The sequence below is a fragment of the Streptomyces montanus genome (assembly GCF_005786655.1).
Taxonomy (GTDB): domain Bacteria; phylum Actinomycetota; class Actinomycetes; order Streptomycetales; family Streptomycetaceae; genus Streptomyces; species Streptomyces sporangiiformans.
On the sequence record NZ_VBZC01000001.1, the window covers coordinates 199,121 to 215,985 of the forward strand.

The 16,865-nt window shown below is 69.5% G+C and carries 11 protein-coding genes; 9 read left to right on the forward strand and 2 right to left on the reverse strand.

Annotation, left to right across the window (positions count from 1 at the left end):
• The first annotated feature begins 7 nt into the window (after positions 1-7).
• The gene (locus tag FE633_RS00935) at positions 8-883 is read left to right on the forward strand and encodes a carbohydrate ABC transporter permease (protein WP_138043050.1); all 876 of its coding nucleotides are present in this window, start codon (positions 8-10) and stop codon (positions 881-883) included.
• Positions 884-935: 52 nt separating this feature from the next.
• A complete protein-coding gene (locus FE633_RS00940) occupies positions 936-2,528 on the forward strand; it encodes a glycoside hydrolase family 43 protein (RefSeq protein WP_138043051.1) in 1,593 nt (530 codons plus the stop codon).
• Between the two features lie 120 nt (positions 2,529-2,648).
• On the opposite strand, the gene FE633_RS00945 is transcribed toward FE633_RS00940, so the two are convergent.
• The gene (locus FE633_RS00945) at positions 2,649-3,866 is read right to left on the reverse strand and encodes an ROK family transcriptional regulator (RefSeq protein ID WP_171059749.1); all 1,218 of its coding nucleotides are present in this window, start codon (positions 3,864-3,866) and stop codon (positions 2,649-2,651) included.
• 267 nt (positions 3,867-4,133) lie between these two features.
• Here FE633_RS00945 and FE633_RS00950 point away from each other — a divergent pair, with 267 nt between their 5' ends.
• The 7 genes from FE633_RS00950 to FE633_RS00980 all read left to right on the forward strand — a co-directional run bounded on the left by FE633_RS00950 (position 4,134) and on the right by FE633_RS00980 (position 15,524).
• Positions 4,134-5,483 (forward strand): extracellular solute-binding protein, encoded by a 1,350-nt coding sequence (locus FE633_RS00950; RefSeq protein WP_138043053.1) that lies wholly within the window; start codon positions 4,134-4,136, stop codon positions 5,481-5,483.
• A complete protein-coding gene (locus FE633_RS00955) occupies positions 5,480-6,517 on the forward strand; it encodes a carbohydrate ABC transporter permease (RefSeq protein ID WP_138043054.1) in 1,038 nt (345 codons plus the stop codon). Before FE633_RS00950 ends, FE633_RS00955 begins: the two co-directional genes overlap by 4 nt.
• Entirely contained in the window at positions 6,514-7,338 is an 825-nt protein-coding gene (locus FE633_RS00960) for a carbohydrate ABC transporter permease (protein WP_138043055.1), read from the forward strand. The genes FE633_RS00955 and FE633_RS00960 overlap by 4 nt, the downstream gene beginning before the upstream one ends.
• A 103-nt stretch (positions 7,339-7,441) precedes the next feature.
• Positions 7,442-9,226 carry an Ig domain-containing protein gene (locus FE633_RS00965; RefSeq protein WP_138043056.1) on the forward strand — a complete coding sequence of 595 codons (1,785 nt, stop codon included), beginning with the start codon at positions 7,442-7,444 and terminating at the stop codon, positions 9,224-9,226.
• A gap of 31 nt (positions 9,227-9,257) precedes the next feature.
• Positions 9,258-12,587, forward strand: a complete 3,330-nt coding sequence (locus tag FE633_RS00970; RefSeq protein ID WP_138043057.1) for an alginate lyase family protein — start codon at positions 9,258-9,260, stop codon at positions 12,585-12,587.
• Positions 12,588-12,604: 17 nt separating this feature from the next.
• Positions 12,605-13,855, forward strand: coding sequence for an alginate lyase family protein (locus FE633_RS00975; RefSeq protein WP_138043058.1), 1,251 nt, complete (start codon positions 12,605-12,607; stop codon positions 13,853-13,855).
• Positions 13,856-13,934: 79 nt separating this feature from the next.
• Positions 13,935-15,524 (forward strand): carboxylesterase/lipase family protein, encoded by a 1,590-nt coding sequence (locus tag FE633_RS00980; RefSeq protein WP_138043059.1) that lies wholly within the window; start codon positions 13,935-13,937, stop codon positions 15,522-15,524.
• Between the two features lie 23 nt (positions 15,525-15,547).
• Here FE633_RS00980 and FE633_RS00985 read toward each other — a convergent pair whose 3' ends face one another.
• Positions 15,548-16,621 (reverse strand): LacI family DNA-binding transcriptional regulator, encoded by a 1,074-nt coding sequence (locus tag FE633_RS00985; protein ID WP_138043060.1) that lies wholly within the window; start codon positions 16,619-16,621, stop codon positions 15,548-15,550.
• Positions 16,622-16,865: the final 244 nt, after the last annotated feature.

Here is a 16,865-nt window from a genome sequence, read left to right on the forward strand (position 1 = left end):
CACCACCATGGCCCTCGCTCTGCGTCCCGCGCCCCGCCCCCGCCCGCACACCGAACGGTCCGGCGGCCGACGGCCCGGGGCCCTCGTCTACGCCACCCTCGTCGGCGTCATGGCAGCCTCCCTCTTCCCCCTCTACTACTCCTTCGTCCTGCCCACCCGCGACAACTCGGCGATCGGCGACTCCGCGCTCACGCTCACGCCGGGCGGCAACCTGTTCCACAACATCCAACGCGTCTACGACACCGTCGACTTCTGGCTCGCGCTGCGCAACTCCATGATCATCTCCAGCACGGTGACGGTCTGCTGCGTGTTCCTGGCCTCGCTCGCCGGATTCGCCTTCGCCAAGCTGCCGTTCCGCGGACGCAACGCGCTCTTCGTCACCGTGGTCATCACCGCGATGCTCCCCACCCAACTCGGCATGATCCCGCTGTACATGCTGATGGGGGAGCTCGGCTGGATCGCGACCCTCAAGGCCGTCATCGTCCCGGCGCTCGTCAGCGCCTTCGCCGTCTTCTGGATGCGGCAGGCCTGCGACGAGGCCGTGCCGTACGAACTCGTCGAGGCCGCCCGGGTCGACGGCTGCTCCACGCTCGGCATCTTCTGGCATGTGGCGCTGCCCGCGATCCGCCCGCAGGCCGCCGTGCTCGCGATGTTCATCTTCATGGCCACCTGGAACGACTTCATGTGGCCGCTGATCGTCCTCGACCCGTCCGTGACGCCGACCGTGCAGACGGCGCTGTCCTCGCTCGCCAGCGGCTACGCCCTCGACTACACGCTCATCCTCTCCGGCGCCGCCATCGGCGTACTGCCGCTGCTCGTCGTCTTCCTTCTGCTGTCCAAGCAGATCGTCGCCGGTGTGATGCAGGGCGCCGTCAAAGGCTGACGCCCGGTCAAACACTGCCCCACCTCCGTAAGCCACCTGCGAAAGGACCTGCATGACCGCGGGCCGCCTCCGCAACCCCGTGCTGCCCGGATTCCACCCGGACCCGAGCATCGTGCGCGTCGGTGCGGACTACTTTCTCGCCACCTCGACCTTCGAGTGGTTCCCGGGCGTGCCCGTGCACCGCTCGACCGATCTCGTCCACTGGGAGCCGACCGGCCACATCCTGGACCGCACCGACCTGCTCGACCTGCGCGGAGTCGCCGACTCGGCCGGGGTGTGGGCGCCCTCGCTGTCGTACCACGACGGGCGGTTCTGGCTGGTCTACAGCATCGTCCGCACCATCGGGCACCCGTACAAGGACGTCGACAACTACCTGATCACGGCGCCGTCGATCGAAGGCCCCTGGTCGGAGCCGGTCTTCCTGAACTCCTCCGGCTTCGACCCGTCCTTCTTCCACGACGAGGACGGCCGCAGCTGGCTGCTGAACATCCAGTGGGACCCGCGCGAGGGACACCCCTCGTTCGCCGGGATCCTGCTCCAGGAGTACGACGCTGCCAAGCGAGCCCTGATCGGGCAGCCGCGGACGATCCTCCGGCACGAGGAGCTCATCGAGGGGCCCAACGTCTACCGCCGGGACGGCTGGTACCACCTGATGCTCGCCGAGGGCGGCACGGGCTGGAACCACGGCATCCTGATGGCCCGCTCACGCGAGCTGGCGGGTCCGTACGAACTCGACCCGCGGGGCTCGCTGTTGACCACTCGGGACGCCCCGGACTGGCCGTTGCAGAAGGCGGGGCACGGCGAGCTGGTCGAAACACCGGAAGGGGAGTGGTACCTCGCGCATCTGGCCGCACGCCCAGTGCGGACGCCGGACGGGCCGCGCTGTGTCCTGGGCCGCGAGACATGTCTGCAGCGGGTGGAGTGGACGGACGACGGTTGGCTGCGGCTGGCCGGTGGAGGACGGCTGCCGAGTCTGGAGGTGCCGGCACCCACGGGGGTGGAGCCGGGACCGGTCGTCGCGCCCACCGGGCGCGACGACTTCGACTCGGCTTCCGTGGACTGCCGTTGGAGCACACTGCGCACGCCTGCCGGCCCCGACTGGCTGACGCTCGCCGAGCGACCCGGGCATCTGCGGCTGCGCGGGCGGCAGAGCCTGCACTCGCGCTACGACCAGAGCCTGGTCGCCCAGCGGCTCACCTCGGTCCACTGTGAGGCGACGACGGTCGTCGACTTCCGCCCGGGGCACTTCAGCCAGCTCGCGGGCCTGATCTGCTGGTACGACACGTCGACGCACTACTACCTGCGGCTGACGCACGCCGAGGGCAAGGGCCGCGTGCTGGGTGTCGCCCTCACGGACAACGGCGTCTACCGCGAACTCGGGGACAGTGAACTCGACGTGGACGACTGGCCGTTGGTGTACCTCAGAGCCCGCTTCGACGGCGCGGAGCTGCGCTTCTCGGCTTCGCCGGACGGCGCGGACTGGCGCCCCGTGGGGCAGATCCTGGACGCGAGCAAGCTCTCCGACGACTACGGAGACCGGTTGCGGTTCACCGGCGCGTTCGTCGGGGTCTGCGTCCAGGACCTGAACGGGACCCGCGTCCCCGCGGACTTCGACTGGTTCGAACTGCGGGACCTGGACCGGTAATCGGACCGGGATCGGGTCCCGAACGGCCCGGCGGCCAGCGGCGGCGCCCCGCTGACCGCCGGACGGTGCCTGCGGTCTCGGCGCGCAGGCCCACGCCGAGGCGGGTCGTCGTACGGCTCGTCACAGAGTGATCCCGTGAACGGTCATCCGGTTGAGCGCGGCCGCCAGGTCGGGTGTCTCGCTGAGGACGAGTGCGGCGCCGCCGAGCGCACCGACCCGGGCGCCGAGCCCCAGCTCGGCGGGCACGAGGTCCACCTCGCGGGCGAGGGCCAGGGCGTGGCGGCGTATCGCGTCCCGCATCGGGGCCAGCAGCACCTCGCCCGCCCGGGACAGTTCGCCGCCCACCACGATGCGTTCGGGGTTGAGCAGATTGCACAGGTTGGCGAGGACCCGGCCGACCACGGTGCCCACCTCGGTGAACACCTTGTCGCCGGAGCGGTCCCCGGCCGCCGTGCGCGCCAGCATCTCCTCCAGAGTCATGTCCTTGCCGAACACGGGCCGCAGCGCGGCGAGCGCGGCCGGGAGGCCGGCGTGCAGCACCAGACAGCCCTGGTTGCCGCAAGGGCAGGGCTGTCCGTCGATGCTCACCGACATATGGCCCAACTCCCCTGCGGCGCCCACCGCTCCGCGGTACAGCCGCCCGTCGAGGATCAGACCGGATCCGATGCCGCTGGACAGGCCGAAGTACAGCAGGTTCGCCACCCCGCGGCCGGCGCCCCAGCGTGCCTCGGCCAAGCCCTCCAGGCGTGCGTTGTTCTCCACGGTGACCGGTAGGCCGAGGGCCCGGCCGAACTCCTCGGCGGCGTGTACGTGCGACCAGGGCTGGCCCGGCAGGGACACCCCCACCACTCCGGTCTCGCGGTGGATGGGCCCGGGTACGCCCACGCCCACGCCGATGACCTGGCGTCTGTCCAGCTCGGCGGTGCCGAGCAGCCGTTGGAGGATCGACGTGCCGGCCTCGATGCGCTCGGCCGGGCCGGTGCCGGCGTCCAGTGCCGTGCCGGAGCTGGCGATCTCCCTCGATGCCAGATCGCTCAGCTGGACGAAGACGCCGTCGAAAGTGTGGTTCATGCCCGCCACGACCGCCGCCCGCGGGTTGACCAGCAACCGGTTTCCAGCCCTGCCGTCGAGATCGTCATGCGGTTCCGCGTCCGCCGTGATGATCAAGCCGCGCGCCATCAGCTCACTGACGATGGTCGACACCGTCGTCCGTGACACACCGGCCTTACGCGCCAACTCGGCCCGGTGGGCGGGTCCTTGGGCTAGTAGCAGGGCGATGAGCTGCTCTTGGTTCGATCGCCGCAGGCTCCGCAGCGACCCTCCGGCCTTCTGGCTCATGGCGCTGAGGTTACACGTTCTTTTCGAAAGTTCGTCAAGAGTCTTGACGCAGATTCCGGACAGGAAGAAGCTCTGCCCAAACACATGGCAACCGGTTGCCGACAGCCGGGCCTTTTGGGGCGGGACACGTCGACCCGTGGTCGTCATTTCGAACAGCTGGAAGCAGGAGGTGCTGCGTTCATGCGCGCTCATGCCGGTGTGCCTCGCGTCGCATGTGCCCCTCTTCGTCCCCAGCCGGCAGTACATACGCAGGAAAGGCCAACAACTATGTCCACTTCCGCCGGTTCCCTCGGGAGGCGTCAGTTCCTCGCCGCCTCCGCCGGTGCGGCGCTCGCCGCGACTGCCCTGCCCGGCTGTGCCGCCTCCGTCGACGACGGCTCGGGTGACGGCGGTGCGAAGAGCGGCAGTACGACGATCACCGTCATGTCCACCGAGGATGACAAGAAGGTCCTCCAGGCCGCCGGAAAGGGGATGGGCCTGAAGGTCAACTTCGTCGTTCTGGACGCGACCAAGCTCAACGCGATGCTGGCGGCGAAGAACCCGCCGGACCTGGTGCGCGGCCTGGGTGCCACGGACACGGCGTACTTCGCCGCTCGCGGGCTGATGACCGACCTGGACCCGTACTTCGCCAAGAGCTCGCTGCTCAAGGTCGCCGACCTCGACCCGGTCAACGACGTCTGGCGCTTCGACGGCAAGAAGCAGGGCGCGGGGCCCCGTTACGGCATGGCCAAGGACTACTCGCAGGACCAGATGTTCTGGTACCGCACGGACATGCTCGAGGCGGCGAAGCTGGACATGCCCAGCGAGACCGAGCCGCTGTCGTACGACGAGTGGCTGGATATGGGCAAGCAGCTGACCAAGCGCCGGCTCGGCAAGGTCAAGGTCTACGGGATGAACGCCTCAGGGCTCGGAACCTTCACGCAGCTCATGGGGATGACCGTCTCCGCCGGCGGAAACCTGTTCGCCGAGGACCTCGCCTCGGTCGACTTCTCCTCGCCCGAGGCGCAGAAGGCGCTGAAGTGGTATCTGGAGTACGCGCGGGCGGACATCGGCCCGAACGTCGCCAACCCCAACCCGGACGGCTGGGACTGGCCCACCTACCAGGCCGGGCGGATGGCGATGGCCGAGGACGGCTACTGGTTCGGCGGGGCGATCGGCGCCGACCCCAAGGCCTCCAAGGTGTCGCGCTTCGCGCCAGCCCCGCAGCTCGGCAGCAACCGCGTCAGCCCCTGCTTCGGCGCCACCGGCTTCTGGATCCCCAAGGCGGCCAAGAACAAGGACGGGGCCTGGAAGTTCTTCGAGGAGTACTTCGGCGGCAAGCCCGCCCAGGAGCGGGCCGTGGGCGGCTGGGGCATCCCCAGCCTGAAGTCGCTGCGTCCGAAGATGCCGCAGAGCACGGCGTTCCAGAAGCAGGCGTTCAAGGTGCAGGAGCAGGAGCAGGAGCACTTCTCGGTGCTGACGTTCACTCCGTACGCCCAGTTGTCCGCCCTGGACGGAGTGATCAACAAGGTGCTGCCGAAGGCGATCAAGGGCAAGACGTCGGCGGGTCAGGTCGCCGACGAGCTCAACAAACTCATGAACGAGCAGATCGCCAAGGGCAAGGAGCTGGTGGGGTGAGCACCGGTCAGCTCACCGATCAGGCGGCCGGGACGAGTGCGGCGGCACCGTCGTCCTCGACCCGGCCGCCGACCGGCGCGACACGCAGGCCGACCTCGCTGCGGACCCGCCGGGCGCGGGCGTTCTATGTGTTCACCGTGCCCTGGGTGGTGGGCTTCCTGGCCCTGACGGCCTTCCCCCTGGGATACGCGCTGTGGCTGAGTTTCACCAACGCCGACGGGCTGTCGCAGAACTCGCGTTTCGTGGGGCTGGACAACTACCGGGAGGTGTTCTCCGACCCGGAGACGATGGACTCCTTGTGGCGCACCGGGGTGTTCACCGCGATCACGGTGCCGCTCACGATCGCGGCGGGGCTGCTGCTCGCGGTGCTGGTGAACCAGCCGATCCGGGCCCGCGGGGTGTTCCGCACCCTGCTGTACCTGCCCGCGGTGGTGCCCCCGGTGGGTGCCGCCCTCACCTTCAAGCTGATCTTCGACCGTGACTCGGGGGCGGCCAACGGCGCACTGGACATAGCCGGTATCAACGGCATCAACTGGCTGGTCGACCCCTACGCCCGCTGGGTGCTGATCGTGCTGACCATGTGGGCCGTGGGCAACGGCATGATCATCTCGCTCGCCGGCCTGCAGGACATCCCCAGGGAACTGAACGAAGCGGCCAGAGTGGACGGTGCCAGTCCCTGGCAGTCCTTCACCCGCATCACCCTGCCGCTGCTGTCCCCGGTGATCTTCTTCCAGATCGTCACGGGCATCATCGGCTCGCTGCAGAGCTTCATGCCGCTGCTCATCGCGCTCAACCCCACGCCCAACGGCGTCTCGGCCGTGCCCGAGAGCAACTACTTCTACATGATCAACGTCTTCGCCCAGTACTTCGCCAACGGCCGCTACGGTTACGCCTCCGCCCTGCTGTGGGTGCTCTTCGCGATCATCTGCCTCGTCACCTTCCTCATCTTCAAGCTCAGCAAGGGCGCGGTCTTCTACTCCGTGGAACCGGAGAAGGCGAAGCCCAAGGCCCGCACGATCGGAGGCGTCCGATGAGTCTGCTCTCCCGGCGCACCACCGTCTACATGCTGCTGATCGCGATCCTGGTGCTGATGCTCAGCCCCTTCGGCTGGCTCGCGATCACCGCACTCAAGGCATCGTCCGAGCTGCGTGCCGTCCCCATCCACTGGTGGCCGCACGAGCCGGATCTGGGCAACTTCCACCAGGCTCTGACCCTCTTCGACTACCTCGGCTACGCCCGCAACTCGCTGACGATCGCCACCGTCTACGCGGTGCTGGTCACCCTGGCCTCGGCCTGGGCGGGCTACGGCTTCGCCCGGCTGGAGGCACCGGGCAAGAAGCTCATCTTCAGCGTGCTGCTGTCGACGATGATGCTGCCGGCCGTGATCACCCTCATCCCGACCTATCTGATGTTCGCCGAACTCCACCTGACCAACACCTACATGCCATGGGTGCTGTGGGGTCTGAGCGGCGCCCCCTATCTCATCTTCCTGTTCCGGCAGTTCTTCACGAACATGCCCAAGGAATTGGAGGAGGCGGCGATCGTCGACGGCTGCGGGCAGATCCGCATCTTCTGGCGGATCTTCCTGCCGCAGTCCTGGCCGGTCATCGCCACGAGTCTGATCCTGTCCTTCTCCTGGACCTGGGGCGACTACATCGCCCCCGCCCTGCTGCTGGACGACGCCCGCACCACCCTCGCGGTCAAGCTCGCCACCGGCTATGTCAACCAGCACGGCGCCCAGCTCGGCAACGTGGTCGCCGCCGGCGCGGTGATGTACGTCGTACCCGTGCTCGCGCTCTTCCTGATCATGCAGCGCGGTTTCATCTCCGGCATCTCGACCTCGGGCCTCAAGTAACGGACCGGTCCGGACGCCCCTGACCTCCGCCTTCCGGACTGCCGTCAGCAACCTCCGGACGAAGCCACCTACCTCACTCTCTTTGCCACGAAGGAACGTTTCCATGGACGAGACCCAGAGAGCCGGCCTGTCCCGGCGCACCGTTCTCCAGGCCGCGGGCGCCACCGCCGCCGCCTACTCACTGATCGGCGCGGCGGCCGGCACCGCCCGAGCCGAGGACACGCCCGGAGCGTCCGACCGGCTGGTGGTGTACCCCATTCCGAGCGGGGTCCCGACCAACTCGAGTTTCTCCGTCAAGGCCCGTACGACGGGCGGTGAGTGGCAGACGGTGCCCGTCTACCGCGCCCGGGCGAAGCAGATCGACGCGAACACGGGCAGTGGTCCGGTCTTCAACTCCTCCGTAGCCACCTTCGACTTCAAGGGCACCGTCGAGGTCATCGTCACCTCGTCCAAGGGCACCATCGGCTCCGCACGGATCCGCCCCCTGTCGTCCGACACCGAGTTCACGGTGGACGGTGCCACGGTGAGCTTCACCCTCACCGAGCCGCGCAACCTCTCCATCGAGATCGACGGCGAGATCTTCAACAACCTGCAGCTGCACGCCAACCCGATCGAGTCGAACGCGCCCGACCCCGACGACGAGGACGTCATCTACTTCGGCCCCGGCCTGCACAAGACCACCGACAACGTGGTGAAGGTGCCCAGCGGGAAGACGCTCTACCTGGCCGGTGGTGCGGTGCTGACGTCCCGGGTGGAGTTCGTCAACGTGGAGAACGCCCGGCTGCTCGGCCGCGGCGTGCTGTACAACTCGCCGAGCGGTGTCCTCCTGCAGTTCTCCAAGAACATCGAGATCGACGGCATCATGGTGCTCAACCCGAGCAGCGGCTACTCGGTGACCGTCGGCCAGTCCAAGCAGGTCACCGTCCGCAACCTGCACTCCTACAGCCACGGCCAGTGGGGCGACGGCATCGACGTCTTCTCCAGTGAGGACGTCCTGATCGACGGCGTCTGGATGCGCAACTCCGACGACTGCATCGCGATCTACGCCCACCGCTGGGAGTACTACGGCGACTGCCGCAACATCACCGTCCGCAACTCCACCCTCTGGGCGGATGTCGCGCACCCGATCAACGTCGGCACGCACGGCAACACCGACAAGCCGGAGACCATCGAGAACCTCGTCTTCAGCAACATCGACATCCTCGACCACCGCGAACCGCAGATGGACTACCAGGGCTGCATCGCGCTCAACCCGGGCGACAGCAACCTGCTGCGCAACGTGCGCGCCCAGGACATCCGGGTGGACGACTTCCGCTGGGGTCAGCTGATCAACATGCGAGTCATGTACAACAAGAGCTACAACACCTCGGTCGGACGGGGCATCGACGGGGTCTTCATCCGGAACCTGAAGTACACCGGGACGCACGCCAACCCGTCCGTCATGGTCGGCTACGACGCGGACCACGCCATCAAGGACGTCACCTTCCAGAACCTCGTCATCAACGGCAAGTTCATCGGCAACGGGATGAAGAAGCCCGGCTGGTACAAGTTCACGGACATGATGCCGGCGTACGCCAACGAGCACGTGCTGAACACGCGGTTCCTGAACTCCACCGAGGCCACGGCGGGCGACGCGCCCAAGGTCACCAGCCCGGACAAGGCGACGGCCACCAAGAACCAGGTCTTCAACTACCTGATCACGGCCTCCGGGCTGCCGACGTCGTTCAACGCCGACGGGCTGCCGAAGGGGCTGGACATCGACACCGACACCGGTCTGATCTCCGGGACCGCCGAGGACAACGTCGGCACCTTCACGGTCACCGTCTCGGCCACCAACAGCGTGGGCACCGCGACGCAGGCCGTCACGCTCACCGTCCAGCACGCGTGATGCGGCACCTCTGAACCACTAGGAGTCACCCGTGCTTCCTCTCAGCCGACGTTCCTTCCTCGGCGCGGCGGGGCTCGTGGCCGCGGCCGGCGGCGGACTGCTGTCCGCCGCCGCCACGGCGGCGTGGGCCCAGGACGACAAGACCCGGCTTCGGGCCTTCACCCACCCCGGACTGCTGCACACCGCCGCGGACCTCGCGCGCATGAAAGCCGCGGTCGCCGCGCAGGAATCGCCCGTCTACGACGGATACCTGACGTTCGCGGCCCACGCCCGGTCGAAGGCCACGTACACGATCCAGAACACCGGCCAGATCACCTCCTGGGGCCGCGGCCCCACCAACTTCCAGAACCAGGCCGTCGCCGACTCGGCAGCCGCCTACCAGAACGCGCTGATGTGGTGCGTCACGGGCAACCGCGCCCATGCCGACAAGGCCCGCGACATCCTCAACGTCTGGTCGGCGTCCCTGACGATGATCACCGGGGCCGACGGGCCGCTCGGCGCCGGGCTCCAGGCCTTCAAGTTCGTCAACGCGGCCGAGTTGCTGCGGCACAGCGACTACGACGGATGGGCCGAGGAGGACCTCGCCCGCTGCGAGCAGTCCTTCCTGCGTGTGTGGTATCCCGCCGTCTCCTGCTACATGCTCTACGCCAACGGCAACTGGGACCTGACGAGCGTTCAGTCGATCCTGGCCATCGGCGTGTTCTGCGAGGAGCCCACGCTGTTCGAGGACGCGCTCCGCTTCGCCGCCGCCGGCGCGGGCAACGGCAGCGTCCGGGGCCGCATCGTCACCGACGCGGGCCAAGGCCAGGAGAGCGGCCGCGACCAGGGTCACGAACAGCTCGCGGCCGGTCTCCTCGCGGACGCCGCCCAGGTCGCCTGGAACCAGGGCGTCGACCTGTGGGGCTACGACGACCAGCGCATCCTTGCCAACTTCGAGTACCTCGCCCGCTACAACCTCGGCGGCGACGTCCCCTTCACCACCGACCTCGACCGCACCGGCAAGTACATCAAGAAGTCCCTCGGCGCCAACGGCCGCGGGAACCTGCCGCCGATCTACGAGATGGCGTACGCCCACTACGCCGGCGTACGCGGCCTCGACGCCCCCTACACCAAGGCGGCCGTCTTCCGCGGCACCGGTGGCACCCGTGTCGTCGAGGGCAGCAATGACGACCTGCCCAGCTTCGGCACCTTCGCCTACGCCGGTGCCGTGGCCCCCTCGCCGACCGTGCCCACGGTTCCGGCGGGTGTCACGGCGGTGGGCGAGGACAAGGCCGTCACGGTCGCCTGGCTGCCGTCCGCGTGGGCGAGCGAGTACACCGTCCGGCGGGCCACCAGGCCCGAGGGCCCGTACGAGGAGATCGCCTCCGGAGTCGGCAGGCCGACGTGCACGGACAGCGACGTGAACGCGGGCCGAACCTACTACTACACGGTCACCGCCGCCAACGCCCAAGGAAACAGCGGCACTTCAGGCCCGGTGGCCGCCACCGCCGGCCTCCCGGAGCCCTGGTCGACGCGGGACGTCGGCGATGTGAAGATCCCTGGCTCCGCCGTCTTCGACGGTGAGCGTTTCGTGCTGGAGGCGAGCGGCACCGCCGACACCTATCGCCTCGCCCAGCTGCCGCTGGCCGGTGACGGCACCGTCACCGCGCGCATCGTGTTCCCGCTCAGCTCGCAGTACTCCAAGATCGGCGTCACCCTCCGCGACTCTCTCGACGCGGACGCCGCGCACGCGTCGATGCTGATCCAGGGGCTGCCGCTGCACACCTGGAGCGGAGTGTGGACCGTACGCCCGACGACCGGGGCGTCCGTCTCCGCCACCGGCAGTACTCCTGTGCCGCCCACCCAACAGCAGGCGATCACCAGCAAGGCGTCGTTCCCGATCTCCGACCTGGGCACGCTGCCGGAGTCGGCGACACCGCTTGAGGCCCCGTACGTCGAGGGCGCGGGCGACGGCTACCGGCTGCGCATGCCGTACTGGGTGCGCGTCACCCGTAAGGGACGGCGCTGCACCGGAGCCATCTCCCCGGACGGCATCCGCTGGACCGAGGTCGGCTCCACCGAGGTCGATCTGGGGCGCACCGCGTACGCCGGGCTCGCGCTCACCTCCTGCCTGGGCGTCGACGAGGAGTACGCCGAGACCGGCACCGGCGCCTTCGACAACGTATCCGTGGTGTCGTCGGCCGGCGGTGACGTCTGGACCACGCCCCGCCCCACCCGCACCGCCACCGATCTGCGGGCGTCCGCCGGCGCCGACGCCGTGGAGCTGGCCTGGACCGACCCGGATCTCTCGGCCCGGTACAAGGTGCTGCGGTCCACCGACCCGGGCGGCCCGTACGTGACGGTCGCGACGGGCATCGGCCCCGTCGGCTTCGGTGCCCGCATCCGGTACGCGGACGCGACGGGAACGCCCGGCACGACGTACCACTACGTCGTCGCGAAGTCCAACGGCGGTGGACGAGGTCCGCTCTCGGAGCCCACCGCGGGGACGATGCCGACCCCGTCGGTACCGCAACTCACCTCCGACACCACCGCGTTCGCGAACAAGGGCGTCGCGTTCCGGCACCTGCTGCGGGCCTCGCACGAGCCCGTGCGGTTCACCGCGGACGGCCTGCCCGACGGCCTGCGCCTCGACAAGCGCACGGGTGTCGTCTGCGGAACGCCCACCGAGACCGGCGAGTTCACCGTCAACACCACCGCCGGCAATGCCGCCGGTGACGGGACCGGCACGCTGAAGCTCACGGTCGGCACGCCGCCGCCCGATCCCTGGACGTACGGCGACCTCGGCGACGCGGTCCTCGACGACCGCGACTTCGGGACCCTCGGCGTGGTCGCCGTCGCCACCCCCGGCAGCACCGCGTACGAGGACGGGACTTTCGTCGTGCGGGGTGCCGGGAGCGACCTGACCGTCAACAACCAAGGGATGACGGGACAGTTCGTACGACGCCCGGTCACCGGTGACTGCGAGGTCACCGCCCGGCTCGTCTCCCGGGACGGGGCGAGCGGCGACCGGGTCGGGCTGCTCATGGCCAAGTCACTGTCCCCGTTCGACCAGGCGGCCGGAGCGATCGTCACGGGCGGGAGCAGCGCTCAGCTGATGCTCCGTACGACCGTGGCCGGACGGTCGGCCTTCACGGGCAGTGGCACGGTCACCGCCCCCTGTCTGCTGCGGCTGAAGCGCGCCGGGACCGCCTTCACCGCGTCCGTCTCCACCGATGACGGCGTCAGCTGGACCCCCCTCGCCGCGGGAGAGATCCCCGGCTTCGGCGACGCCCCCTACTACGTGGGCCTCGTGGTCTGCTCGCGCAGCCCCCTGGTCCGCAGCACCACGCATTTCGAGCAGGTGAGCATCACCCCCACCTAGAACGGAGATGCACTGCAATGAGCCGCACAAACCCCCACACCAGCAGTGATCAACCAGAAGTGAGCCGGCGCGGCCTCCTGCGGACCGCGGGAGGCCTCACCGCCGCCCTCGCCGTAGGCGGCTCGGCCGCCGCCGCGACCACCGCGGCGGCGGCGCCCGCCACCTTCACGCACCCCGGGATGCTGCACAACTGGGGTGACATCAACCGCGCCAAGGTCAGGGTCGCCGCGGGCGACGACCCCTGGCTGTCCGGCTGGAACCGGCTGACCGCCAACTCCCACTCCCAGTCCACCTGGACGGCCCGCCCCCAGGCCACCATCATCCGAGGCGGCACGGGGGAGAACTACGGGCTCCTCTACAACGACATCGCCGCCGCCTACCAGAACGCACTGCGCTGGAACGTGGCCGGCACCGCCGCGCACGGCGACTGCGCCGTGCGCATCCTCAACGCCTGGTCGTCCACGCTGACCAGCATCACCGGAAACGCCGACCGGTTCCTCGCCGCCGGCATCTACGGCTGGGAGTTCGCGCAGGCCGCCGAACTCATGCGCGGGTACGCGGGCTTCGACCTCAACCGGTTCAAGACGATGATGCTCAACGTCTTCTACCCGCTCAACAACCAGTTCCTCAACAACCACAACGACGCCTGCATCACCAACTACTGGGCCAACTGGGACCTGTGCAACATGGCCTCGATCATGGCCATCGGGATCCTGTGCGACGACGGCGCCAAGTACGACCAGGCCGTGAACTACTTCAAGAGCGGAGGGGGCAACGGCTCGATCGGACATGCGGTCCCGTTCCTGTACCCGAACGTCGAGGGCTACGACCTCGGCCAGTGGCAGGAGTCCGGCCGCGACCAGGGCCACACCGTCATGGGCATGGGCCAGATGGGCGCGGTCTGCGAGATGGCCTGGAACCAGGGCGACGATCTGTACTCCTACGACGGCCGTCGCTTCATGAAGGCGGCCCAGTACGTCGCCAAGTACAACCTCGGCATGAACGTGCCGTACACGACCTACACCTGGGGCAGCGGCCAGAACTGCTCCCAGCAGTCGCAGACGGTGATCGGCTCCGGCTCCCGCGGCCAGGTCCGCCCGGTCTGGGCGATGCTGCACTACCACTACGGTCGGCGGCTGCTCCTGGACGACAAGTACATCGCCCAGATGTGCTTCTCGGTCGCCCCCGAAGGAGGCGGCGGTGACTACGGCTCGACCAGCGGCGGCTACGACCAGCTCGGCTTCGGCACGCTGATGTACGCGAAGTAGCGGCATCCGACACCTAATCTGGAGGCGATGCGATGACCTGATGCGAACGGTTCGCGGGGCAGTGAGGAGCTGATGCCGCATGGCGGACCAGGCGGGACCGGTGGTCGGCACTCCCTACGGCGCCGTACGCGGCCGGTACGAGGACGGGATCGCCGTCTTCCGCGGCATCCCGTACGCCGCCCCGCCCTTCGGCCCCCGCCGGTTCCGGCCGCCCGTCCCGCCCGAGCCCTGGGAGGGTGTGCGCGACGCGGCCGCGTTCGGGCCGACCTCGCCGAAGCCGCCGTACTCGGAGGCGTTCGCCCGGATCCTGTCCGATCCGGTCGTGCCGGGCGACGACTGCCTCAACCTCAATGTGTGGACGCCGGAGCCGGGCCCAGGGGCCCGGCTTCCGGTCATGGTGTGGATCCACGGGGGCGCGCTCACCCGTGGATCGTCGGCCGTTCCCGTCTACGACGGACGAGCCTTCGCACGCGACGGCGTCGTCATGGTCTCGGTCAACTACCGCCTGGGCGTGGAGGGTTACGGCCTCTTCCCGGACACACCCGCCAACCCGGGGCTGCGTGACCAGCTCGCCGCGCTGAAGTGGGTGCGGGACTCGATCACGGCCTTCGGCGGCGACCCCGACGGGGTGACCGTCTTCGGCCAGTCGGCCGGGGCGATCAGCATCGGCGCGCTGCTGGCCGCCCCGCAGGCCGCCGGCCTGATCCACCGGGCCGTGCTGCAGAGCGGGCCGCCCGAGGCCGCCGACCGCGACAAGGTACGGCGGATGGTGCGCCGCATGGCGAACCGTCTGAAGATCCCCGCGACGGCGGAGGCGTTCGCCGCCGTCGACCGCGAACTGCTGCTGCGCACGCAGGCCGAGGTGGGCAAGCTCAGCAGTCCGGTCCTCGGCGGGCCCGCCTTCGGCATCGTCGTCGACGGCGACCTGGTCCCGCGCGACCCCCTGGAGGCCCTGACCCAGGGCGGCGCCGCGCCCGACATCGACCTGCTCCTGGGCTGGACCAGCGAGGAGTACCGGTTGTGGCTCGTGCCGGGCGGCCTCCTTGAGCGGATCAACCGGCTCGGCCCCGTCGCCGTGGCCGGCGCCATGGCCCGCTGCCACTGCGGCCCCGAGATCCCGCGCGGCTACCGCGCCCTGAGCCCGGACGCCACCACCGCGGAGATCGTCGGCCAGATGGTCACCGACCACCTGCTGCGCATCCCGCTGCACCGGCTGGCCGACGCCCGTGCCGCCTCGTCCCACCTGTACGAGTTCGCCTGGCCCTCGAACGTGCCCGACCTCGGCGCCTGCCACGCCCTGGAACTCGGCTTCGTCTTCGACACCGGCGACCTCCCGGAATCGGCCAGGCTCGCGGGTGAGGGCGCCCCACGGGAACTGGCCGACGCGATGCACGCGGCATGGGTGCGGTTCGCCGTCCATGGCGACCCGGGCTGGCCCGCATGGGACGCCTCGCACCCGGTGCGCGTCTTCGGCGCGGACGGGCCGCCGGTGGAGCGCGGCCCGCGCGACCGCGAACTCGCCCTGTGGGACGCCGAGTCCGCGAAGCCGGTCACGTCCGCGGAATCCAGACCCGCGCCGCCCCTTCGTCCCGGCTCGTCCACGCGTCGCACGGCACCGCTGTCAGCCGTACGGCGCTTCCGTCGCTTCGGTGGCGCCGGTCGGCCGTGACGACGGCGACCCCGCCGAGCACGTCATCGGCCCGCCGCCTCGCCCACCGCCGCCACCGAGCCCCGCACCACCACGTGCGTGCCCAGCAACAGGTGTTCGTCGGGGGTGTCCGGGGTTCTGCTCAGGGCCGTACGGACGGCGAGGCGGCCGAGTTCCTCGTACGGCACATGAACCGTCGTCAGGGCCGGATGCAGATCGCGGGCGAAGGGAATGTCGTCGTAGCCGGCCAGGGACACGTCGTCCGGCACGCTCAGGCCCGCCTCGTGGAGCGCGGTCAGCGCGCCCGCCGCGACCATGTCCGTGGAGGCCATCACCGCTGTGAACTCCAGGCCCTGGGAGAGGGCCTGGCGCATCAGACGGTGGCCCGCGTCGCGGGTGAAGTCGGCGGACAGGCGCAGCTTCGGGTCCGGGTCGACGCCGTGTGCGCGGTGGGCGGCCAGGTAGCCCCGTTCGCGGCCCTGGGCCGTGGTGTTCTCCGGCTTGCCCCCGAGGAAGAGGACGCGCCGGTGTCCCTGCGCGAGGAGGTGGGCGCACAGCGCGTACGCCCCGCTTTCGTTGTCGTACTCGATGACCGTCACGGGCGTGCCGGGGTCCAGTGGCGGCCGCCCGCACAGCACGAGCCGTGAGCCGGCCGACGCCAGGGAGTCGGCGATACGGGACATGCGCGCGCGGTACTCGGCGGTGTCCGCGGCGCCGCCGACCAGGATCACCGCGGCGGCACGCTGGGCGCGCATCGTCTCGATGAACTCCAGCTCGTGGTCCGCGTCACCGTCCGTGCTGCACACCAGGCACAGATGGCCGAGCCGGGTCGCCTCGCGCTCCACGCCGTGCGCCATGTGCGCGAACGACGGGCCGGTGATGTCGTCCAGGACGAAGGCGAGGGTCGGTGTCCCCACGCCCGCGATCGCCTTGGCACGGGCGTCGGCGACATAGTCCAGCTCGCGGACCGCGCGCATCACGCGCGTACGCGTCGCCGTGCTCACCGGGTACTCGCCGCCGAGCACGCGCGACACCGTCGAGGCGGACACCCCCGCCCGGGCCGCCACGTCCCGGATCGTGCTGCGGCCCCCGACGTCGCCGTTGCTCTTCCTCGTCATCGCCGCCCCCCTTTCCTCCGCCCCGGAGGAGCCGTTCTCGGCCTTCCCGGGGATCACTCAGTCCCTTGGGAACTGCGGCAACACTCATGGCAACCGGTTCCCACAACGGAGGCTAGCAGCGAGGAGGGCCTGCGACGACACAAAAACGGATCGAGCCTCGAGAGCCGGTACGAACCTGTGAGCCCGCCGTCACACGTGTGTGGAGCCGGGGGAGGCTTCGCGCAGTCGCGGAGCGCGCACTACT

Bases quoted from the DNA above. Each gene is read 5' to 3' on its own strand.
- FE633_RS00935 (WP_138043050.1), top strand. From the start codon at position 8: ATGGCCCTCGCTCTGCGTCCCGCGCCCCGCCCCCGCCCGCACACCGAA.
- FE633_RS00940 (WP_138043051.1), top strand. From the start codon at position 936: ATGACCGCGGGCCGCCTCCGCAACCCCGTGCTGCCCGGATTCCACCCG.
- FE633_RS00945 (WP_171059749.1), bottom strand. From the start codon at position 3,866: ATGAGCCAGAAGGCCGGAGGGTCGCTGCGGAGCCTGCGGCGATCGAAC.
- FE633_RS00950 (WP_138043053.1), top strand. From the start codon at position 4,134: ATGTCCACTTCCGCCGGTTCCCTCGGGAGGCGTCAGTTCCTCGCCGCC.
- FE633_RS00960 (WP_138043055.1), top strand. From the start codon at position 6,514: ATGAGTCTGCTCTCCCGGCGCACCACCGTCTACATGCTGCTGATCGCG.
- FE633_RS00965 (WP_138043056.1), top strand. From the start codon at position 7,442: ATGGACGAGACCCAGAGAGCCGGCCTGTCCCGGCGCACCGTTCTCCAG.
- FE633_RS00975 (WP_138043058.1), top strand. From the start codon at position 12,605: ATGAGCCGCACAAACCCCCACACCAGCAGTGATCAACCAGAAGTGAGC.
- FE633_RS00980 (WP_138043059.1), top strand. From the start codon at position 13,935: ATGGCGGACCAGGCGGGACCGGTGGTCGGCACTCCCTACGGCGCCGTA.
- FE633_RS00985 (WP_138043060.1), bottom strand. From the start codon at position 16,621: ATGACGAGGAAGAGCAACGGCGACGTCGGGGGCCGCAGCACGATCCGG.